This window comes from Pseudomonas sp. TH43 (assembly GCF_016650635.1).
In the GTDB taxonomy this organism is placed as follows: domain Bacteria; phylum Pseudomonadota; class Gammaproteobacteria; order Pseudomonadales; family Pseudomonadaceae; genus Aquipseudomonas.
Genome location: NZ_JAEKFI010000004.1, coordinates 2,252,005 through 2,274,338, shown reverse-complemented (window position 1 = coordinate 2,274,338; position 22,334 = coordinate 2,252,005). Strand labels below are relative to the sequence as shown.

16 protein-coding genes, 1 pseudogene and 1 riboswitch are annotated in these 22,334 nt (G+C 60.6%); of the genes and pseudogenes, 4 read left to right on the top strand and 13 right to left on the bottom strand.

Annotated features, from left to right (window positions below):
* Positions 1-135: 135 nt before the first annotated feature.
* A pseudogene (locus JFT81_RS26610) lies at positions 136-1,900 on the top strand (molecular chaperone).
* A 129-nt stretch (positions 1,901-2,029) separates the two neighbouring features.
* Here the strand turns inward: JFT81_RS26610 and serB are convergent.
* Entirely contained in the window at positions 2,030-3,244 is a 1,215-nt protein-coding gene (gene serB, locus JFT81_RS26605; protein WP_008079219.1) for a phosphoserine phosphatase SerB, read from the bottom strand.
* A 134-nt stretch (positions 3,245-3,378) separates the two neighbouring features.
* Between serB and JFT81_RS26600 the strand changes: the two genes are divergently transcribed.
* The gene (locus JFT81_RS26600) at positions 3,379-4,893 is read left to right on the top strand and encodes an AhpA/YtjB family protein (RefSeq protein WP_201230237.1); all 1,515 of its coding nucleotides are present in this window, start codon (positions 3,379-3,381) and stop codon (positions 4,891-4,893) included.
* A gap of 330 nt (positions 4,894-5,223) precedes the next feature.
* On the opposite strand, the gene JFT81_RS26595 is transcribed toward JFT81_RS26600, so the two are convergent.
* From JFT81_RS26595 to JFT81_RS26555, 9 genes are all read right to left on the bottom strand, one after another.
* On the bottom strand, positions 5,224-5,937 hold the full coding sequence (locus JFT81_RS26595) for an ABC-type transport auxiliary lipoprotein family protein (RefSeq protein ID WP_201230235.1): 714 nt from the start codon (positions 5,935-5,937) through the stop codon (positions 5,224-5,226).
* Between the two features lie 177 nt (positions 5,938-6,114).
* Positions 6,115-8,379 (bottom strand): DNA topoisomerase IV subunit A, encoded by a 2,265-nt coding sequence (gene parC / locus JFT81_RS26590; protein WP_201230227.1) that lies wholly within the window; start codon positions 8,377-8,379, stop codon positions 6,115-6,117.
* A gap of 7 nt (positions 8,380-8,386) precedes the next feature.
* Positions 8,387-8,911, bottom strand: a complete 525-nt coding sequence (locus JFT81_RS26585; protein WP_201230219.1) for a TIGR02281 family clan AA aspartic protease — start codon at positions 8,909-8,911, stop codon at positions 8,387-8,389.
* Positions 8,908-9,897, bottom strand: a complete 990-nt coding sequence (locus JFT81_RS26580) for an esterase-like activity of phytase family protein (RefSeq protein WP_201230217.1) — start codon at positions 9,895-9,897, stop codon at positions 8,908-8,910. Before JFT81_RS26580 ends, JFT81_RS26585 begins: the two co-directional genes overlap by 4 nt.
* Positions 9,897-11,804 carry a DNA topoisomerase IV subunit B gene (gene parE, locus JFT81_RS26575; protein WP_201148305.1) on the bottom strand — a complete coding sequence of 636 codons (1,908 nt, stop codon included), beginning with the start codon at positions 11,802-11,804 and terminating at the stop codon, positions 9,897-9,899. The genes JFT81_RS26580 and parE overlap by 1 nt, the downstream gene beginning before the upstream one ends.
* Before the next feature lie 41 nt (positions 11,805-11,845).
* Complete coding sequence (locus tag JFT81_RS26570; protein ID WP_201230215.1) at positions 11,846-12,454, bottom strand: YqiA/YcfP family alpha/beta fold hydrolase; 609 nt, start codon at positions 12,452-12,454, stop codon at positions 11,846-11,848.
* Between the two features lie 289 nt (positions 12,455-12,743).
* Positions 12,744-13,559: a 3',5'-cyclic-AMP phosphodiesterase gene (gene cpdA / locus JFT81_RS26565; RefSeq protein ID WP_201230213.1), complete on the bottom strand. Its 816-nt coding sequence runs from the start codon at positions 13,557-13,559 to the stop codon at positions 12,744-12,746.
* 99 nt (positions 13,560-13,658) lie between these two features.
* Positions 13,659-14,111, bottom strand: coding sequence for a DUF1249 domain-containing protein (locus JFT81_RS26560; protein WP_008079245.1), 453 nt, complete (start codon positions 14,109-14,111; stop codon positions 13,659-13,661).
* Positions 14,102-14,719: an NUDIX domain-containing protein gene (locus tag JFT81_RS26555; protein WP_201230211.1), complete on the bottom strand. Its 618-nt coding sequence runs from the start codon at positions 14,717-14,719 to the stop codon at positions 14,102-14,104. The genes JFT81_RS26560 and JFT81_RS26555 overlap by 10 nt, the downstream gene beginning before the upstream one ends.
* 228 nt (positions 14,720-14,947) lie before the next feature.
* Here JFT81_RS26555 and JFT81_RS26550 point away from each other — a divergent pair, with 228 nt between their 5' ends.
* Complete coding sequence (locus JFT81_RS26550) at positions 14,948-15,694, top strand: RsiV family protein (RefSeq protein WP_201230210.1); 747 nt, start codon at positions 14,948-14,950, stop codon at positions 15,692-15,694.
* On the opposite strand, the gene cytX is transcribed toward JFT81_RS26550, so the two are convergent.
* Both cytX and thiC read right to left on the bottom strand, forming a co-directional pair.
* The gene (gene cytX / locus JFT81_RS26545; protein ID WP_201230208.1) at positions 15,663-16,955 is read right to left on the bottom strand and encodes a putative hydroxymethylpyrimidine transporter CytX; all 1,293 of its coding nucleotides are present in this window, start codon (positions 16,953-16,955) and stop codon (positions 15,663-15,665) included. The two genes, JFT81_RS26550 and cytX, sit on opposite strands and share 32 nt — an antisense overlap.
* A gap of 140 nt (positions 16,956-17,095) precedes the next feature.
* Positions 17,096-18,988, bottom strand: coding sequence for a phosphomethylpyrimidine synthase ThiC (gene thiC, locus JFT81_RS26540; RefSeq protein WP_201230206.1), 1,893 nt, complete (start codon positions 18,986-18,988; stop codon positions 17,096-17,098).
* A gap of 146 nt (positions 18,989-19,134) precedes the next feature.
* Positions 19,135-19,240, bottom strand: a riboswitch (TPP riboswitch).
* 206 nt (positions 19,241-19,446) lie between these two features.
* On the opposite strand from thiC, the gene JFT81_RS26535 reads away from it, so the two are divergent.
* Positions 19,447-20,880, top strand: coding sequence for a TolC family outer membrane protein (locus JFT81_RS26535; RefSeq protein ID WP_201230204.1), 1,434 nt, complete (start codon positions 19,447-19,449; stop codon positions 20,878-20,880).
* A 170-nt stretch (positions 20,881-21,050) separates the two neighbouring features.
* Here the strand turns inward: JFT81_RS26535 and waaA are convergent, their stop codons facing one another.
* A complete protein-coding gene (waaA, locus tag JFT81_RS26530; protein WP_201230202.1) occupies positions 21,051-22,325 on the bottom strand; it encodes a lipid IV(A) 3-deoxy-D-manno-octulosonic acid transferase in 1,275 nt (424 codons plus the stop codon).
* Positions 22,326-22,334 lie beyond the last annotated feature (9 nt).

Sequence of the window (22,334 nt, the reverse complement as noted above, 5' to 3'; positions counted from 1 at the left end):
CCCGAAACACCCCGCTCCCCCGTACGAGCTGCCGCAGGCTGCGATCTGTTGATCTTGTTTTTTACAATCAACATCAAAAGATCGCAGCCTTCGGCAACTCCTACAGGTTGAAAGCCAGCCTGGTCATTTGCTGCTATGGTTTTTGGCATGAGCCAAGCCATCTCCCCTACGCTTTTACGCGCCCCAACGCCAACGCAGACGCGCCTGTCATTCTGCGAAGCCACCCCGCGCGACCTCAAGCGCTGGATCGCCGGCCTACCCAAGGCCAACATTGGCGAAACCGCCCGCCAGTTGTATCAAGGCTTGGGCGAACTCAATCAACTGCTGACCTCCAGTGACAATCGCCTGCAGTTGCTCGAATTGCTGCGCCCCGAGGTGTATTACGTTTGCCAGCATCTACAGCGGCATTTCCTGCATCAGGCGATCATGCTCGACGAGCGCTCGCGCAAGATCAGCAACCTGTGTCAGGCGCTGCAAAGTCAGCTGGCCGTCGGCTACAAACAGATCGTCCTGCGCATCGCGCCGAAGTACAGCAAGGATCGCGCGACGCTGCTCGCCACCGCCTTGCAACGGACCGCGCATGCACTCAAGGGTCAACTGGTGCGCGCCACGCAGTTGTATAGCCCGGCGCCGGAACATCTGTGGTTCGAGCTGCATCAGTTGTATCGCACGGCCTGTGAACTGCAGTTGCAACAGCGCCGGCTGCATGACGATCTGGCCAGTCTCACCACAGAATTGAGCCTTGAACAAACCTACATTGCCGCCCTGCTGCTGGGCAGCGCTCGCTGCAATCAGTTGCGCCAGAACCAGATCGCCCGACTGGCTGAAGTGCTCGAGCCGTGGAGTGCCCTGCTCAAACTGCATCCCGGTCGCTCGGACGCAGGCCTGTTTGCGATCAGCCCGGAAATCGACGCTGGGCCGCGCTACCGCACTATGTTTCGCAGCGAACAGCAAGCTGGACTGGTCGGTTTCGATCCGCAACCGCTGGTGAAAACCCTCGAAGCGCATTTAATCCATCAGGACACTTCAACGCCGCTGCCGATCCCGACGGGCCTCAGCTTCGACACCCTGCAACACCTTCACGCGAGCTGGGGTGAAGCCGCCGAACGCAGCTTTCAACGCACTGTCGGCGCAGGCAACCTGACCGTGTGCGTCGGCATGAGCGCCCTGCACTTCTATCTGGGTGGCGAACGCACCTTCAGCGAGTTACTCAAGCACCCCGGCGCACGCGCGGCGAACTTCAGCAGCGGCGTGGCCAAGGGTGAAAAGGACAGCTGGAGCCAAGCCTTCGACGCCGCGCCGCAGAGCAACGAACAGTTTTTGCCCTACGAAGAGATTCAATACGATCACTTGGTCGAAGACGACAGCAGCACCGACAGCACGCCGCATTACCCGACTTATGCCTTGCCAGTGATTAACCACAGCCCCGGCGGCTATTGCCTGGCATGGCCTAAAGAGGTGCCGGTCGAATTGCAGGCTGGGGAAATGCTCGGGATTCAGGACAGTGTCAGTCTTGGCTGGAGCATCGCGGTGATCCGCTGGATTCGTCAGGTTCGCGGGGGCGGTACGCACATGGGCATTGAGTTGGTGGCGCCACATGCCGAGCCCTGCGGACTGCAACTGGTGCGTTCGAGCGACGAGTCACAGTCAGTATTTGCGCGGATTATTACTGCCGGAGATCCGCGCAATCGACTTGCCCGCGACCTTGCTCGCGCCGCGCTTGCCATTTCAGGAAGGCAATAAAGTGCTGATCAACACCCAGGGCGAAGAGCACCGCGCCGGTCTGGATCGACGGGTGGCGAGCACACACAGTTTCAATCAGTTTGCCTATCGCTCACTGGAGGCCGCGCCGAATGGCGGGAGCGAGGAGGATTTCGATTCGCTGTGGAAGTCGCTTTAGCTATTCGACGATAAATCGGCGGTGCAGCCTTCGCGAGCAAGCTCGCTCCCACAGGTGGTTTGTGAACGCCACAGATCCAATGTGGGAGCGAGCCCGCTCGCGAAGGGGCCCGCTCGGGTTATCGAGATCTCAGAGCTGCCCGTCGCGATCGCGGAAGCCCAGCAGGTACAGCACGCCATCCAGACCCAACGTCGAGATCGCCTGCTTCGCCGACTGCTTGACCAGTGGCTTGGCCCGGAACGCCACGCCCAACCCGGCAATCGCCAGCATCGGCAAATCATTCGCGCCGTCGCCGACCGCGATGGTCTGTTCCAGACGCAAACCTTCCTTGTGCGCCAGTTCTTTCAGCAGATCTGCCTTGCGCTGGGCATCGACAATCGGCTCGATCGCCACGCCGGTGCACTTGCCGTCGACCACTTCCAGCTCGTTGGCAAACACGTAGTCGATGCCAAGTTTGGCCTGCAATTGCTTGGCGAAATAAGTGAAGCCACCGGAAAGGATTGCGGTCTTGTAGCCCAGACGCTTGAGCTCGGCGAACAGCGTTTCGGCGCCCTCGGTCAGACGCAACGAGGCGCCAATCGAATCGAGCACGCTGACATCCAGACCTTTGAGCAAGGCCAGGCGCTCTTTGAAACTGGCGCGGAAGTCCAGTTCGCCGGCCATCGCCCGCTCGGTGATTTCCGAGACCTGCTCACCCACGCCGGCAGCCTTGGCCAGCTCATCGATGACTTCGGCCTCGATCAGCGTCGAGTCCATGTCGAATACCGCCAGACGACGGTTGCGACGGAACAGCGAATCTTCCTGGAAGGCGATATCGACGTTCAGCTCTTGCGCAACGCTGAGGAATTCAGCACGCAGCGCCTGCGGATCGGCCGCTTCGCCACGTACGGAAAACTCGATGCAGCCCTTGCCCTTGTCAGCTGGCGTGTCCAACGGCATGCGACCCGACAGACGGTCGATGTGGTCGATGTTCAGGCCGTATTTGGCGGTGATCGAACTGACGGCCTGCAATTGGCCGGCGGTCACTTTGCGGGTCAGCAAGGTGACGATGTGGCGTTTCTTGCCCTGATTGCCCACCCATTGCTGGTAATCCTCTTCGGACACCGGAGTGAAGCGCACCTGCTGATCAAGCTCGTAGCCCTTGAACAGGATGTCTTTGAGCACGGACTTGCCTTGCTCGGAGTCGGGAATTTCGACCAGGATGCCGAACGACAGGGTGTCGTGGATCACCGCCTGACCAATGTCGAGGATGTTCACACCACCTTGTGCCAGAACGCCGGTAATGGCTGCCGTCAGACCCGGACGGTCGACTCCCGTGATGTTAATCAGGACGATTTCGCGCAACGCGCACCCCCGCAACTGGAAAAAAACCGCATTCTACCCACTTTCAGTGACCATCGGGCACCGCGAGCGCTTTGCCGGTCTAGGGCCTGTCGCTATACTGCGCGTCAACTTCACGGACAAAAGAGCCGAGCTCAGTGAACCGGCCCACGCCAGTTAAAACCGATAACTTCTTCCTGCTGATCTTCCGTGCACTGCGCCATCGCCGTGTACCGATTGCATTGCGCATTGCCAGCCATAACGTGATCCTGGTCGCTCTGGCCCTGGTCATCTATGCCGGCGTGATGGGTTTGCAATTCAAGCAGGCCATGCACGAGCAGGCCGATGCGCTGGGCGAAAGCCTGACCACGCAGACCGCCACCTCCGCCACGGAGCTGTTGGTGTCCAACGACATCCTCAGCCTCAACGTGCTGCTCAATAACCTGACCAAGAACAAACTGGTGGCCCACGCGGCGATCTATAGCGTGGATAACCGCATCCTCGCCGAATCCGGTCAGCGCCCCAAGCACAGCCTGCTGGGCGAAGCCGAAGGCATGTACGAGAGCAAGATCACTTTCCAGGACGTGACCGCCGGGCAACTGCGCATCAGCCTCGACATGGATCAGTTCCAGCAGCCGATGACCATCAGCCTGCAAAGCATGGGCATCCTCAGTGCGATTCTGTTGGCGCTGTCGCTGGCCTTGAGCCTGCGCATGGGGCGTTACCTGTCGACGCCGCTGCTGCAATTGCGCGTCTGGCTGCGCAATATCGATGAATACACGCCGGGCACGGATCGTCAGGACGAGATCGGCGATCTGGCGCGGCAACTGCACGCCGACTTCGCCCCGGAACCAGCGCCACAGCCTGAGCCTGAGCCGGAACCCGAGTTCGAAGAAGACGACGAGCCTGAGTTCGAAGTGCGCAACCTGCGCGATCCGAGCTTTGACGAAAGCCGTCCGATGGCCGCACAAAAACCGGCGCCACGCCATGTGGTCAGCACCGTTGAAGACGATGAAGACGACGATGCGTTTGCCGATCTGCGCGACGAATCGCTGGACCAGCCCCCGCAACCAACGCTGCGCAAGGCCACGCCAAGTGTTCCGCAACACAGCGCAGTGCTGGCCGTGCAACTTGGCTCGCAGGAACAACTGCGCCGTCTGCCGCGCGCACGCCTGGAAGAGTTGCTGGAGCGCTATCGCGACTGCCTCGATCAGGCCGCTTCGCTGTATCAGGGCGAAATCGAAACCCTCAACGATGGCAGCACGCTGATGCTGTTCCACACCGAAGACAGCGGCGACGATTACCTGACCAATGCGATCTGCTGCGGCGAGTTGCTGCGAGCGCTGGGCCATCAGCTGCAGATTGAAGTCGCGGACAGTGGCATCACCCTGCAATTGCAGTTGGGCCTGACCCTCGGCGATGAGCTGTTTGGGCTGAGCCAGATTGATCTGCTGCTGACCGATTCGGCGCAGGACGCACTGGCCTTGTCGCAGCACAGCCGCAACCTGCTGCTGGTTGAACGCAAGATCGGCGACGATGCATTGATCCGCCAACGTGCGCGGATCCGCCCGATTGCCAGCCCTGAAGGCGCTTGCTGCGTTGAGCGGTTGATGGAGCCTTATCCGTCGATGCTGGAACGGCAACTGGCGCGGATGCATGAGCGCCGGGCTTAAGCCTCAGGCCTGAAACACAGAAGCCCGCAGACGAGTGATTGTCTGCGGGCTTTTTTGTTGCCTGCACTTTCCCCCTCACCCTAGCCCTCTCCCAAAGGGAGAAGGAACCGATCCGGGAATATTGGAGACCTGCAGCGACTCGAACGCCCCGCTGTGAATCCATAATCGCCAGGATCGTTCAGGTCGATGTAGAGCACCAGACACATCGGTCAGTCCCCTCTCCCTCCGGGAGAGGGCTAGGCGGGCGGCGTTCCGATGAGGGGCTTTTGGTCTAAACCCAGACACAACAAAGCCCGCACAAGGCGGGCTCTGTCTTGTCTCGATCCAGGCTTAGAAGCGGAACACTTCCATGTCTGTCCGAATCGGCGATGCCATCGGTATCTTCGGCTGCTTCTCGGCTTCTGCCGCCGGTGCGGCCGGTTTCGGGGCCGACTTACGTGGTGCTTCAGCCACGGGTGGCTGATTGGCCAACGGTTTCAGCGCCACCGACAATTGCTCGGCCAGACGCTGCAACAAAATCCCTTGCGCCTGCACCTGCGAAGCCGTGCTACCCGCGTGCAACTCTTGCAGATGAATGATGCGGTTATCACGCACCTGACCACGACGGTCGATCAAGCGCCATTGCGCATCGAGGATCGCCGGTTGTTTCTCGCCGGAATCAAGACGCGTGATGGTCAACAATACCTGCACATCCGGAGTGAACCCGGTAGTAGCCGGCGCCAGCACGACTCGTTGGCTGTCCAGATGACCAGCCACCTGACGCATCAGCAACTGATCGATATCCGACGAAAGGCTGCCGGCCCAACGACCATCGGTTGCCGCTTGCAGGCTGCCGTCAGGTTGACGTTGCAGCAGTGTTTCACGTTGCAGGTAATCGGCTACGACTACCGGGCCCAACAAAACCGCCATACCCGCGCTTTGCGCAGGCTGAACCGGACTTCCGCTGTCCAGTTGATACAGCGACACCGGCTGGTGAACGCTGCAACCCGCCAGGCCAAGAACGCCAGCGAGCAACAAAAAAAGTGGAAGGCGCAGAGCAGTCATCATCCCGTCCAGGTGGCCGCCACAAGGCTGACCACAGTGAAAATTCTCAATAAATATGAAGAACGCTCGGCCACGCCGGCGCTTGGAAAGGCCATATCATCCGTGAATATGCGTTCCGACTCCAGCGCCAAAGCGTCGATCTACGCGTTAAATCGTAGATCGAACGCTCTAGGGCGCCTAATTGAGGTTTTCGACGAGCAGCGCATCAACCCGCTGAAAGCCCCTCGGGAGTTTATTCCCGCGACGTCCACGCTCACCTTTGTAGTGTTCGAGGTCCTCGGCTTTCAGTTTGTAAGGGCGTTTACCCGCTTGCAGGATCAACGTAGCGCCTGCGGGGATGACAGCAATGTCCGTGACAAACTCTTCACGGCTGGCGACACGGTCACCCGGAACACCGATGATCTTGTTGCCCTTGCCCTTCGCCAACTGCGGCAAATCGCTGATATTGAAGACCAGCATGCGCCCCTCGCTTGTCACTGCAGCGAGCAAATCATTCTCGCGGTCAGTTACCGGGCGAGGCGCGATAACCTTGGCGTTGTTCGGCAGACTCAACAGGGCTTTACCGGCCTTGTTCTTGGCCTGCAGGTCCTCGCCTTTGACCACGAATCCGTAACCGGCATCGGAAGCGATCACGTACAACGCATCGTCTTCAGGCATCAGCACGCATTCGAAGGTTGCGCCCGGTGGCGGTGTCAGACGACCGGTCAACGGTTCGCCCTGACCACGCGCCGACGGCAGCGTATGCGCGGCGACCGAATAGCTGCGGCCGGTGGAGTCAATAACCACGGCAGACTGGTTGGAACGCCCCGCCGCCGAGGTCTTGAAGCCATCCCCAGCCTTGTACGACAGCCCGGTGGCGTCGATCTCGTGGCCCTTGGCCGAACGAATCCAGCCCTTTTCCGACAGCACAACGGTGACTTTCTCGTTTGGCAGCAGATCGTGCTCGGTCAACGCTTTGGCTTCGGTGCGCTCGACGATTGGCGAACGGCGATCGTCGCCATAGGTTTCGGCGTCCTTGATCAGCTCGGTGCGCACCAGTTTTTTGAGCTTGGCTTCGCTGCCCAGCAGGGCTTGCAGCTTGGCTTGTTCCTTGAGCAGTTCGTCTTGCTCGTCGCGCAGCTTCATCTCTTCCAGTCGCGCCAACTGACGCAGACGGGTGTCGAGGATGTAGTCGGCCTGAATCTCGCTGAGGGCGAAACGCTCGATCAGCTTGGCTTTCGGGTGTTCCTCGGTACGGATGATATGAATCACTTCATCCAGATTGAGGTAGGCGATCAACAAACCGTCCAACAGGTGCAGGCGACGCTCGACCTTGTCGAGGCGGAATTGCAGGCGGCGACGCACGGTCTGCACGCGGAATTCCAGCCATTCGACCAGCAAGGCGCGGAGGTTTTTCAGCTGCGGCTTGCCGTCCAGACCGATGATGTTGACGTTGACCCGATAGGTCGACTCCAGCTCGGTGCTGGCGAACAGGTGCTGCATCAGCGCTTCGTGATCAACACGGCTGTTGACCGGAATGATGACGATGCGGCACGGGTTTTCGTGGTCGGATTCGTCACGCAGGTCCGCGATCTGCGGGGCTTTCGACGGTTTCGCCTGCATCAGCGCGGCGATCTGTTCCAGCACCTTGGCGCCGGATACCTGGTGCGGCAGCGCGGTGACGATGATGTCGCCGTCCTCGACGTGGTACACGGCGCGCATGCGCACCGAACCCTTGCCGGTTTCGTACATTTTCAGCAGATCGGCGCGCGGCGTGATGATTTCCGCTTCGGTCGGATAGTCCGGACCCTGAATGTGTTCGCAGAGCTGCTCGACCGTGGCTTTCGGCTCATCGAGCAAGCGTACGCAAGCGGTGGCGACTTCACGCAGGTTGTGCGGCGGCACGTCGGTGGCCATGCCCACGGCAATACCGGTGGTGCCGTTGAGCAGAATGTTCGGCAGGCGCGCCGGCAGAACCAGCGGTTCCTGCAGGGTGCCGTCGAAGTTCGGGCCCCAGTCGGCGGTGCCCTGGCCCAGCTCGCTGAGCAGCACTTCGGAGTAACGCGACAAGCGCGCTTCGGTGTAACGCATGGCCGCGAAGGACTTCGGATCGTCCGGCGCACCCCAGTTACCCTGGCCGTCGACCAGCGTGTAGCGATAGCTGAATGGCTGGGCCATCAGCACCATCGCTTCGTAGCACGCCGAGTCGCCGTGCGGGTGAAACTTACCGAGCACGTCACCGACGGTACGCGCCGATTTCTTGTGCTTGGAATCGGCGTCCAGCCCCAGCTCGCTCATCGCATAAATGATGCGACGCTGTACCGGTTTCAGACCGTCGCCGATATGCGGCAGTGCACGGTCCATGATCACGTACATGGAGTAGTTGAGGTAGGCACTTTCGGTGAAGTCAGCCAGCGACCGGCGTTCTACACCGTCCAGGCTGAGATCAAGGGGATTGCTCATGCAGGCCTCATCGGTTCGTTGTCTGGCGCAGCAGCATGGTGCCACCGCGCTGAGTAAATTCAAGTTTGTTCAGTGCGCTCATGCCGAGCAGCACCTGATCGCCATGCAGCCCCGGCGCCACCAGTGCGCGGACATCCCGCAGCACGATGTCGCCCAGTTGCAGGCGGTCAATTTTTGTACGATAGCCCTGGCTCAGGCCATTGGCCGTGCTCAGGGTCACACCGAAACCTTCTTCCAGCTTCAAGCGCTTGGCCAGATCCGCCGGGATCGCTACGTCAGTCGCGCCGGTGTCGAGCATGAACTCCACCGGCTCACCGTTGATCTGACCGCTGGCGACAAAATGCCCTTGGGCGTTGCTGGCCAGTTTCACTTCGATAAAACCTTCGCCCTGCTCCGAACTGACGACTACGTTCGGATTCTCCTGGCGTTGTTCCCACTGGCCGAAAAACCGTGTAGCCAGAAACAGCGCCGCGCACCAGGCCAGGATCATGAAAACCCGACCGGCGCGTTTGCCCGGCGGTTGCTGACTCACGGTTTGGCGCTCCAGCCACCCTCAGGCGCGGCAAAGCGCCAGACGATCGGGCGCTTTTCACCGTCGGCACGCGCACCGTCGTTATTGTCGAGGCCGATCCACGCACCCTGCGCGTCCACCACCAGAGCTTCCGCCAGACCATAGGCCTGTGAATAACGGCGCTGGGGCTGCAAGGCATCCTCGGCATACGACCAGCACTGCTCGACTTTGGCTGTCACCGCATCGCGGCGGCAAATCTGGAACGCATTACGTTCAAGAGTGAACAGCTTGCCATTGAACAGCGACAGGTCAGCGAAGTCGCGCGTTACGGCGCGGGCCTTGGGAAACTGCGGCGGCTGCATTTCAACGCCCGCTTCGCTCAACAGCACGCAGGCACCGTCGCAATCCCAGACCGTTTGCTGACGCTTTATCTTCAACAGGCCGCGACGCTCGCGCTCCGCAGCCAGCCATAACTGATCACCCGCCGGGTTGATCGCCAAGCCTTCGAACAGGGCGTTGAAGTGCAACAACATGCCGCTGGCGCGGGCTTCTTTCACCAGCATTGGCGAGATTTTCAGCCAGGACGCCGGCCCGCTCGGCGGCACTTGCAGTACCGCCGCGTGAGCTTCGCTGACGATGTAGCGATTGCCGGCGCTGTCGCAGCTAATGCCTTCGAAATCGAGGTCGCCGCCACGAATGAACGAAGCCGCCCAGGTGCGCGAACTCAAGCCCCACGGCAAGCCGCTGTCCGGTACTGGCGGCACATCGATGCGCACGGTTTCCGCCTGCCAAACCTGATCGCGGGTATCGAGACGGTAGATTTGATCATCATCGCGATCAGACACCGTCCACAACTCGTTACCGCAAAGCGCCAGCCCCGACAGGTTGCCGCCGCGCATGCCGTCGACCGGGTGTTCGGCCAGCAGGCGCAACTCTTGTAGCGGCTCGGCCGATACCGTCATCGCACTCAGCAGCAACGCACACGCCAAGGCCCAGCGAGACCGCATCAGGCCAGCACCTCGGCGAGGTTGCCTTTGGATTCGAGCCAGGTCTTGCGGTCACCGGCGCGTTTCTTCGCCAGCAGCATGTCCATCATTTCCGAGGTTTCGGCGAAGTCTTCGCCCAGCGTCAGTTGCACCAGACGCCGAGTGTTCGGGTCCATGGTGGTTTCACGCAACTGCGGCGGGTTCATTTCGCCCAGACCTTTGAATCGGGTGACCTGCGGTTTGCCGCGTTTTTTCTCGGCGACCAGACGGTCGAGAATCCCGTCGCGCTCGGCTTCGTCGAGGGCGTAGTAGATCTCTTTGCCAAGGTCGATACGGTACAGCGGCGGCATGGCGACGTAGACGTGACCGGCATCCACCAACGGGCGGAAATGCTGGACGAACAAGGCGCAGAGCAGCGTCGCAATGTGCAGACCGTCGGAGTCGGCGTCGGCGAGGATGCAGATCTTGCCGTAACGCAGTTGGCTCATGTCGGCTGCGCCCGGATCGACACCGATAGCCACGGCGATGTTGTGTACTTCCTGACTGGCGAGCACTTCGCTGCCGTCGACTTCCCAGGTGTTGAGGATCTTGCCGCGCAACGGCAGGATCGCCTGGAACTCTTTGTCCCGCGCTTGCTTGGCGGAACCGCCAGCGGAGTCACCTTCGACCAGGAACAGTTCGGAACGCATCGGGTCCTGCCCGGCGCAGTCAGCCAGTTTGCCCGGCAGTGCCGGCCCTTGGGTGACGCGTTTGCGCTCGACCTTTTTGCTCGCCTTGAGACGACGGCCGGCGTTGTTGATCGCCAGTTCGGCCAGCGCCAAGCCGGTTTCCGGATTGGCGTTGAGCCACAGGCTGAAGGCGTCCTTGACCACACCGGAGACGAACGCCGCCGCTTCACGGGACGACAAGCGCTCTTTGGTCTGGCCGGAGAATTGCGGCTCCTGCATCTTCATCGAAAGGACGAAAGCAATGCGCTCCCAAACGTCTTCCGGCGCCAGCTTGACGCCGCGCGGCAGCAGGCTGCGGAATTCGCAGAACTCGCGCATCGCGTCGAGCAGGCCCTGACGCAGACCGTTGACGTGAGTACCGCCCTGCGCCGTCGGGATCAGGTTGACGTAGCTTTCCTGCACCGCGTCGCCACCTTCCGGCAGCCACAGCAGTGCCCAGTCGACCGCTTCTTTATTACCGGCGAAGGCGCCGCAGAACGGTTCGTTCGGCAGACGCTCGAATTCGCTGACCGCATCGACCAGATAGGAACGCAGGCCATCTTCGTAATGCCATTCGATTTTCTCGCCGGTGCCTTTGTCTTCAAAACTGACCAAAAGGCCCGGGCACAGAACAGCCTTGGCCTTAAGCACGTGTTTGAGGCGGCTGATGGAGAATTTCGGTGAATCGAAATATTTAGGGTCCGGCGCAAAGTAAACGCTGGTGCCGGTGTTGCGCTTGCCGACAGTGCCGACGATTTCCAGCTCGGTGGCTTTGTAGCCATCAGCGAAAGTCATCTGGTATTCGTTGCCGTCACGCTTGACGCGCACCCGGACTTCGGTCGACAAGGCGTTGACCACCGAAATACCTACCCCGTGCAGACCGCCGGAGAACTGGTAGTTCTTGTTGGAAAACTTGCCGCCCGCATGGAGTTTGGTGAGGATCAGCTCAACGCCTGAAACACCCTCTTCCGGGTGAATGTCGACCGGCATGCCACGGCCGTCGTCGCTGACTTCCAGCGAGTGGTCGGCGTGCAGGATGACCTGCACCGATTTGGCGTGGCCGGCCAGGGCTTCGTCGACGCTGTTGTCGATGACTTCCTGGGCGAGGTGGTTCGGCCGACTGGTGTCGGTGTACATGCCGGGGCGTTTGCGCACCGGGTCGAGGCCCGAGAGGACTTCGATGGCGTCGGCGTTATAAGAGCTAGCGCTGGGAGTGGCCATAGGGTCTCGTCGTCAGTCATTCATGAAATAGGGGCAAGACTTCACAGTGCGGTGAAATCGATTGCCTGATACAAATCGGCGCCAATGCCGGCAAAACTCAGCAACGCCGGCAATTGCCCGGCAAAACCCTGAAAACCGTGATCGCCGCCGGCCTGGATGCGCAAGGCACAGGCCCGGTAGTACTGCTGGGCGTGGCGATAGTCCAGTGTTTCATCGCCGGTCTGCAACCAGACCTGATAGCGCTGGGAGTCCTGCGGCGCCGGCACTTCCAGTTCGGCCAAGGCCGTCACATGGTCGTGGGTCAATTCCCAGGTTTCATCGGTATACAGGTTTTTCTGCGGGCCCAGATAGCCGTCGAACATCCGGTGTGGGCTGACCGCAGGGTTGACCAGCAGGGCTTTCAGGCCATGGCGCTCGGCCAGGTGAGTCGCATAGTAGCCGCCGAGGGAGCTTCCCACCAGCAGCGGGCTGCCCAGCTCGGCAATCGCTTGCTCCAACTGACCGATGGCTTCGCGCGGATGGTGATGCAGGGCCGGAACCCGCAGTTGCTCGCTCAAACCCAGCCGTTCCATCACCTCGACCAGCTGGCAGGCCTTTTTCGAGGCCGGCGCGCTGTTGAAACCGTGGATATAGAGGATCGAACCGGACATTTGAGCTCCCTGAGTGTCGGCGAAAGATAGCGGAGTTTACAGGGAGAGAAGAGCGGATTGGGGGCGGTTTCGAGAAATTGGTCATTCAGCAGGAGCGGCTCTCACCCTAGCCCTCTCCCGGAGGGAGAGGGAACTGATTGGGGGATATTCAAGAGCTACACCGATTTGAGTGAGCTTCAGCGAATCCATAATCGACACATTCTTTCAGGTCGATGGATAGTGCCAGACAACTCGGTCTGCCCCCTCTCCCTCTGGGAGAGGGCTGGGGTGAGGGTTTTTTGATTGGCAATCAGTAACCGTCAGAGCCGTAATCGATAGTGAAGGCGAAGTCGGTGACGCGCTCGACGCCGGTTTCCAGCTGGCCATCCGGCAACAGCCGCAACCAGCGATAGCCCGGTGACTGCTCACCGACCTTGAAATCATCACTGCCCGGTTCGAATTGAATGCAGGTCGATGGCGAGGCGATCAGTCGTACGCCATTTCGCTCTCGGTCGATCTCCTGATGCACATGCCCCCACAGCACTGCGCGGGTCTGCGGAAAACGATCCAGCACTTCGAAAAACGCCTCGGGATTGCGCAAGCCGATCGGCTCCATCCACGCGCAACCAATCGACACCGGATGATGGTGCAAGCACACCAGATGATGACGTTCCGGCGCTTCGCTCAGCGAACGGGCCAGCAATTGCAATTGGTCGTCCTGCAAATAACCCGGCACCGAACCTGGCACAGCCGAATCGAGCAAGGTCACCCGCCAGTTGCCGATGTCGACCACCGACTCCAGCAATGCACTCTGCACCGCCGCTTGCGCCATGATCACAGGTTCGTCGTGATTACCGGGAATCCAGCGGGACGGCGCATCGATCTGCGCGCTCATCTGGCGAAACTGCTGATACGACTCCAGAGTACCGTCCTGGGAAATATCGCCCGTGGCCAGAATCAAGTCGATCTGCGGCTGCTGCCCCAACACCAGTTCGATGACCTTTTGCAGGCTGTCGCGGGTGTTCATGCCCAGCAGCGTGCCGTCCGCTTCAGCGAACAAATGGCTGTCGGACAACTGCACCAGCAGCGCCGGATCGGCGGTGGTCAACGTGGATACGCTCGGCAAGGCGTTCTCCCAAGGCAAAAGCACGGAATCGATCAAGTGGCGCAATTATGCTGGGGGATCACTGAAAGAGGAAACCGCCGAACCGGACGCAGTTCACAACTAGCGAACGACTTCGTACTCATGCCCCAACGCCAGGCAATGGCTCAACCACTCCCCCAGGAACAGATTGAGCTGAGCTTTTTCATCGGGCTGATGCATCGCGGCGTTCGGGTAAGGATAGATGCCGCGAAAGCGTCGCGCATGTTCGGCACTGACCACTTCGGCCATGCGCGCATCGTGATAGACCTGCACTTCCAGTTGCGGCACCGGCAACCACGGCAGGCTGTGTTCCTGACGCACTTGCAAGGTCGTGGTGTACGGGCAGGCCTGCAGCACTTCGAGGGCCAGCACGCCGAGCATCTGCTCGCCCTGGGTCACGGCAATGCGCCGTGCCTCGGGTTCGTTGCGCATGTCCGGCAACAGTCGCATCAGGCGCGCGTAGTTGGCCTCGCAGGCGGCTTGCAGCCCCACGAGGTCTACTCGATAACGATCGCGCAGCTTGTTTACAACCATAACCCCCTCACTTCGGCGCGGTTCAGCGCCAGCCATTGCAACGCGATGATGCTTGCAGCGTTGGCAATGCGTCCGTCGCGTACGGCTTGCAAGGCATCTTCGAATGCCCAGACCGTGACGCGGATATCTTCTGCCTCTTCCTCCAGCCCATGCAGGCCGCCTACACCGTCGGTGCTGCAACGCCCCAGATATAAATGCACGAACTCGTTGCTGCCGCCCGGCGACGGGAAATATTTGGTCATCGGCCACAGGGCCTTGATGTCCAGCCCAGCTTCCTCCTGCGCCTCGCGGTGAGCAACTTCTTCCGGTTGTTCATCCTTGTCGATCAGACCGGCGACCAGTTCGACCAGCCACGGGTTGTCGATCTTGCCCATGGCGCCAACGCGAAACTGCTCGATCAGCACCACTTCGTCGCGCTGCGGATCGTAGGGCAGCATGCACACGGCATCGTGACGGACAAAGACTTCACGGTTGATCTCGCGGCTCATGCCCCCGGCGAACAGTTCATGGCGCAGGTGCAAACGGTCGAGCTTGTAAAAGCCTTCGTAGCAGCGTTCGCGTCGCACGACGTCGACGGTGGTCGGAATGGCGTTGGCAAAATCAGTCATAAGCATCCTCTTTACTGCACATCCATTACGAGGTTGTGGTCTGTGACTGGCAACCTCGACTTCGCGCCATCCTAACGCGCCCGCACCGTTTGATGCAGCCCCTTTACCGTCAGCGGGATGGACGGTGAAGGCGAAACCCACTCTAATTAGCTTAGTGGCGAACTGACTGCTTCTGCGAGAGTCGAAGCGGATATCTTTTTGCCTTCCCCTGTTTCAGAAAGGACGCCCATGTCGCTTTTCAAAATTGCCTCCGTGGCCGCCATTGCCCTGACCCTGGGCGCGTGCGCGAGCCTGTTCCAGCCCAACTACCGCTCGCCGCTGGAGACCACGCGCGATGCGTCGGAACAGCTCAAGCCTGGCTGTTCCAACCCTGATTGCCCGCTGGTGAACATCGATACGCTGCGTTTCCCGGCGGAACCTGCGCTGGACGGCATCATTGAAAAACGCCTGCTGCAAATGACTCGTACCGAGGCGAACGCACCGGTTGCGCCGACCCTGGCGGCCTATCGCGAGCAGTTTCTGGCGAGCGCCGGCCCACGCAACAGCAGTTACCTGCAAGCGAAAGTACGCGAGCAGCATGACGGCTTGGTGATCATCGAGTTGTCGAGCTACCTCGACACCGGCGGCGCCCATGGCACCCCGGGTCGCGGTTTCATCAACTATTCGCGCCAGCAGCACAAGGTGCTGAACCTGTCCGACATGCTGGTGCCGGGCCAGGAAGACGCATTCTGGAAGGCGGCGCAAGTGGCGCATAACAGCTGGTTGATCAGCACCAAGCTCGATCAGGAAGCGGAGTTCGTGTCGAGCTGGCCGTTCAAGAAAACCCCGAACGTGGCGCTGACCTACGGCGGCGTGATCCTCAAATACGACGTGAGCACCATCGCGCCTTACGCGCTGGGCCACGTCGAACTGAAGATCCCTTACCCACGCCTGAACGGCATTCTCAAGCCCGAGCTGTTTCCCGGCCGTAACTGAAGGCCCGGCCCAGCACTAGCTGCAACAGCCCTGCCAGCACCAGCGCCGGCAGGGTCGCGCCGACATCAGGATACAAATTGGCCAGCAAGTGATAGGTGCTGACGCCACCCAGCCAGGCCAGCAGCGCCGGCCAGCGCAAGGCGGCCGATGCAACCTGGCCACTGCGTTTGCGCAGGATGAAGTGATCCACCAGCACCACGCCGAACAGCGGCGCAAACACCGAGCCGATCAGCAGCAGGAAATTCTGGTACTGCGCCAACGGCGCCAGCAATGCGATCAGCGTGCAGATCACGCCGATGGCCAAGGCCAGATGCTCGACTTTCAGGCGCAACAGAATCCCGCTGGAAACCGCTGCCGAGTGAATGTCGGCGAAAGCGTTTTCCGACTCATCCAGCAGAATCAGCAGCAGCGGAATGCCCAGACCGGCGCCGGCCAGTGCCAGCAGTAGCGCATTGACTTCACCGCTCGGCGCGAATGCCAATGTGTAGGCAACGCCGAGGCTCATCAGCCAGAAATTGCCGATGAAGAAGCCGACGGCAGTGCCACCGAAAACGTTCTTTGCCCGCTTGCCGAATCGCGAGTAATCGGCAATCAGCGGCAACCACGACAGCGGCATGGCGATGGCAATGTCGAAGCCCACGGCGAATGGCATCGAACCGTCACCGGCGCGGGACCAGAGAGCAGCCAGATCAGCCTTGGCGAAGAGGTTCCAGGTCAGCCAGATGCAGGCGGCCAATATCAGCCAGATGCCCCATTTGCGCAGGACCTTGCGTACAAACGTCAGTGGCCCGCTGACCGCGAGCAGGGTCGCCAGTGCGCCGAAGCACAACGTCCACAGCATCGGGCTGGCCCACAGCGAACCTTCGCTGAATGCGCGGGTGCCAAGCAGGCTGGCGGCGTCGCGCATGACGATGATTTCGAACGAGCCCCAACCGATCAGTTGCAGCAAGTTGAGCAGCGCCGGCAGGCTCGCGCCTTTGCTGCCGAGGCTGAGTTTGAGTGCGGCCATGGAGGACAGGCCGGTGTCGCTGCCGATCACGCCAACAGCGGCCAGCAGCAAAACGCCGACCAGTGTGCCGAGGAAAATCGCCAGCAACGAACCCGACAGGCCCAGACCCGGCGCGAGCAATGCGCCGGTCTGCAAGACCATCAGGCCGATGCCGAGGGAAAACCACAGGGAAAACAGATCGCGACCGCCGAATACACGCTTGTCGGCGGGCACGGCGAGGTCAGGGGAATAGGTGCTGGGTTGAATGCTCAAGGGTGTCATCTCAGAGGGACATTTGTTGTTGTGTTGACCGCATTCGCGAGCAGGCTCGCTCCCACAGGAGAATGCATTCCAATGTGGGAGCGAGCCTGCTCGCGAAGGAGCCCTTGCAGGCCCCACCTTCTCAGGTCAGATCAAACCTTTTTGTACAGCTGACTGCCTTCCTTCTTGAACCGCTCGGCCTGTTCCGCCAGGCCTTGGGCGACATCCACGTCGACCGCTTCGATCCGTTGGTTGGCCGCGTATTCGCGGACTTCCTGAGTGATCTTCATCGAGCAGAATTTCGGCCCGCACATCGAACAGAAGTGCGCGACCTTCGCCGAATCCTTCGGCAGGGTTTCATCGTGATAGGAACGGGCGGTGTCCGGATCGAGACCGAGGTTGAACTGGTCTTCCCAACGGAATTCGAAACGCGCCTTGCTCAACGCGTTGTCGCGAATCTGCGCGCCCGGATGCCCCTTCGCAAGGTCGGCGGCATGCGCGGCGATCTTGTAAGTGATGATCCCGGTTTTCACGTCATCCTTGTTCGGCAGACCCAAGTGCTCCTTCGGCGTCACGTAGCAAAGCATGGCGCAACCGAACCAGCCGATCATTGCCGCACCAATACCGGAAGTGATGTGGTCGTAGCCCGGCGCGATGTCGGTGGTCAGCGGGCCGAGGGTGTAGAACGGCGCCTCATCGCAGCACTCGAGCTGCTTGTCCATGTTCTCTTTGATCAACTGCATCGGCACGTGACCCGGGCCTTCGATCATGCACTGCACGTCATGTTTCCAGGCGATCTTGGTCAGCTCGCCGAGGGTCTCCAGTTCGCCAAATTGCGCTTCATCGTTGGCGTCGGCAATCGAGCCAGGACGCAGGCCGTCGCCCAGCGAGAAGCTGACGTCGTAGGCCTTCATGATTTCGCAGATTTCGTCGAAGTGGGTGTAGAGGAAGTTCTCTTTGTGGTGCGCCAGGCACCACTTGGCCATGATCGAACCGCCACGGGAAACGATGCCGGTCACGCGCTTGGCGGTCAGCGGCACGTAGCGCAGCAACACGCCAGCATGGATGGTGAAGTAGTCGACGCCCTGCTCGGCCTGCTCGATCAGCGTGTCGCGGAACAGCTCCCAGGTCAGGTCTTCAGCGACGCCGTTGACCTTCTCCAGCGCTTGATAGATCGGCACGGTACCGATCGGCACTGGCGAGTTACGGATGATCCACTCACGGGTTTCATGGATGTGTTTACCGGTGGACAAGTCCATCACGGTGTCCGAACCCCAACGAATGCCCCAGGTCAGTTTCGCCACTTCTTCTTCGATCGAAGAACCCAGAGCGCTGTTGCCGATGTTGCCGTTGATCTTCACCAGGAAGTTACGGCCGATGATCATCGGTTCCAGTTCGACGTGGTTGATGTTGGCCGGAATGATCGCACGGCCACGGGCGATTTCTTCGCGGACGAACTCGGCGGTGATTTCTTTCGGGATGCTCGCGCCGAAGCTGTGACCGGCGTGTTGCTGAGTTAACAGACCGGCAGCGCGGGCCTCTTGCAGCTTCATGTTTTCGCGGATGGCGACGTATTCCATCTCGGCGGTGATGATGCCTTGGCGCGCGTAGTGCATCTGGCTGACGTTGGCCCCGGCCTTGGCGCGGCGCGGGTTGTTGACGTGGGCGAAACGCAGCTTGGTCAGCTCGGCATCGGCCAGGCGCTGCTGGCCGAAGTTCGAGCTCAGACCGGCCAGGCGCTCGGTGTCACCACGGTCGTCGATCCACGCCGAACGCACATCGCCCAGGCCTTTGCGCACATCGATGACCACGTTCGGATCAGTGTACGGGCCCGAGGTGTCGTAGACGGTGACTGGCGCGTTGATTTCGCCGCCGAAGTCGGTCGGGGTCACGTCGAGGGAGATTTCGCGCATCGGCACGCGGATGTCCGGGCGAGAGCCCTGAACGTAGACTTTTTGCGAACGTGTGAACGGCTTGACCGATTGCTCGTCGACCTTGGCCGAGTCACTCAGGTTGATCGCGTTTTTTGATTTTGTAGTGGTCATCACGGGCTCTCCAGACAGCATCCAGGCAGTGGATTGTCGGAGCAGAACCTGAAAGGCACGGACGCACCAGGACTGGTGCTGTGCATCGTCGTCGAGCGTTCGATTGTCGAACAATTTCCCGGACGAAGCACAAGAGGACTCGCCGGGTGACGAGAAATCTTGTTCCCTACGCAGGCGCTAACCTGATCAGGTTCAACGGGATCCGAAATTATTCGATCTCAGCCTCATAGCAAGGCACCCCGACAAGAACCCGGCCAGTCTAGACACAACTGGCAAAGAACGCCAACACCGCGGCAAACACCATGATGAATGGCGCAATTGGCAGGACTTGCAGGATTGTTGCCGCCGCAATGCACAACTACACTCGCCTAGCCCCGCTGCGCCTTGACGCTGCGGGGGCCGCGCCGTAGCCTTGGCGCGCACATTATTTCCATAATATTCATGCTAGGGATCGCCTCATGCTGCGCAAACTTTCACTGGCTGTTGCCGTGTCTTGTGCGTCCAACGCAATGGCCTGGGCAGCAGAAGCGCCCTTGTCAACCAAAACCGATCTGGTCAGCGTCTATCAGGAAGCGGTCGACAACAACGCCGATCTGGCCGCCGCCCGCGCCCAGTACGGCGCACAGAAAGAAGTGGTGCCGCAGGCCCGCGCAGGGCTGCTGCCGAATCTGTCCGGCGGTGCCGAAACAGCCAACGTGCGTACCTCGATCGATCAGCCATCGGCTATCGCCAATCGCAGCGCTCACTCGTATCAGGCGACCCTCGCTCAACCATTGTTCCGCGCCGATCGCTGGTTCCAGTACCAGGCCGCCAAGGACGTCAACGAGCAAGCCGCGCTGCAACTCTCGGCGACGGAACAGAACCTGATCCTGCAATCGGCCGAGAACTATTTCAACGTCCTGCGCAGCCAAGACAACCTGGCCTCGACCAAGGCTGAAGAAGCCGCGTTCAAGCGCCAGCTCGACCAGTCCAACGAGCGCTTCGATGTCGGCCTGTCGGACAAGACCGACGTCCTGCAATCGCAAGCCAGTTACGACACCGCACGGGCCAACCGCATCGTCGCTCAGCGCCAGGTCGACGACGCCTTCGAAGCGCTGATCACCCTGACCAACCGTCAGTACAACTCGATTCAGGGCATCGTCCACACCCTGCCGATCCTGCCGCCGGCGCCGAACGACGCCAAGGCCTGGGTCGATACCGCGGCGAAACAGAACCTGAATCTGCTCGCCAGCAACTTTGCCGTCAGCTCGGCAGAAGAAACCTTGAAACAGCGCAAGGCCGGCCACCTGCCGACCCTCGATGCCGTAGCGAAATACGAAAAAGGCGACAACGATGCTCTCGGTTTCGCCAACCCGAACGCCTTCGGCGCGCCGTACGGTGGCAACGTCGAGCAAACCACGCTGGCCCTGCAGCTGAACATCCCGATCTACAGCGGCGGGCTGACCAGTTCGCAGGTGCGCCAGTCGTATGCGCAACTGGATCAGAGCGAGCAACAGCGTGAGTCCCTGCGCCGGCAAGTGGTGGAAAACACCCGCAACCTGCACCGAGCGGTGAACACCGACGTCGAGCAGGTACAGGCACGCAAGCAATCGATCATCTCCAACCAGAGCGCGGTGGAAGCCACGGAAATCGGTTATCAGGTGGGTACGCGCAACATCGTTGATGTGCTCGACGCGCAACGTCAGCTGTACACCTCGGTGCGCAACTACAACAACACGCGTTATGACTACATCCTCGACAACCTGCGTTTGAAGCAGGCGGCGGGGACGTTGAATCCTGGGGATCTGGAAGATCTGCGGCGTTATCTGAAGGCCGACTACAACCCCGACAAGGACTTCCTGCCACCGGACCTGGCCAAGGCAGCCGAGGCACAGCTCAAGGCACGCCCATAAACACTCTGAAATGAATCCCCCGTGGCGAGGGGATTTATCCCCGTCCGGCTGCGCAGCAGTCGTAAACCCCGCTTTCCAGATCTAACTGAATCACCACGTTGAATGGTTTTGGGGCTGCTACGCAACCCATCTGAAATGAATCCCCTAGCCACAATAAATGTTCCAAGCGACTATTTGATCAGTCTGCCCAAGCCATCCAGCAAGCGCTGCAAAGCCCCCTGATTGCGGCGCATCACCGCCAGCCCGGCCTCGGCCATGCGTTGCGCATCACGCGGTAACTCGAACAAGCGCTGCACTTCCACCGCCAGCCCTTCGGCATCATCCACCTCGGCCAACGCCCCGGCCTCGCGCAGTTGCGCGGCGATGTCGAGGAAGTTGAACAGGTGCGGGCCGCAGATAACCGGCTTCGCCAGCGCTGCCGGTTCCAGCAGGTTATGACCACCGTTCGCCACCAGGCTGCCGCCGACGAATGCGCTGTCAGCCAAGGCATAGAGAAACAGCAATTCGCCCATGGTGTCGCCGAGCAGCACTGACGTCTGCGCATCGACGTTGGTCCCGGTCGAGCGTCGCACCGTGGCAAAACCTTCACGCTGGCACAGTTCGAACACCGAGTTGAACCGCTCGGGATGACGCGGCACCAGAATCAGCAGCGCATCCGGGTGATTGGCCAGCAAACGACGATGGGCGTTGAGCACCACTTCGTCCTCGCCTTCATGGGTACTGGCGGCAATCCACACCGGACGCTCAAGCGCCTGCCACTGACTGCGCAGTTCGGCGGCACGTTGCAGCAGTTGCGGGTCGATGGTCAGGTCGAATTTGATCGAACCGGTGACCTCGACCGTCTCCGGGCGCGCGCCGAGATCACGGAAGCGCTTGGCTTCAGCTTCGGTCTGTACGGCAAACAGGCTCATCTCGGCGAGCATCGGCGCAGTCAGTTTGCTGAAGCGGCCGTAACCGCGCGCCGAGCGCTCGGACAAACGCCCATTGGCCAACGCCACTGCAATCCCACGCTTGGCGCATTGGTGAATGTGGTTGGGCCACAGCTCGGTTTCCATGATCACCGCGAGTTTCGGTTGCGCCCGATCAAGAAACCGCGCCGCCGCGCACGGCAAGTCATACGGCAGGTAGCAATGCTGAATGCGCGGTTCGTTGGCGAACAGCGCCTGAATGCGCTCCGAACCAGTCGGTGTCATGCAGGTGACGGTGATCGGCAACGTCGGATAACGTTGCAGCAAGGCGCGGATCATCGGCGCCGCAGCGATACTTTCGCCCACCGACACCGCGTGCACCCAGATCCCCCCGGGTTGCAGCGTCGGCATCCCATAAGAGAAGCGTTCGCCAATCCGCTTGGCATACGCCGGCGCCTTGTGCGCGCGCAGCCACAGCCGAATCGCCACCAATGGCAGCCCCAGATAAAACAGCGCGGTGTACAGAGTTCTATTCATGGCGGCGGA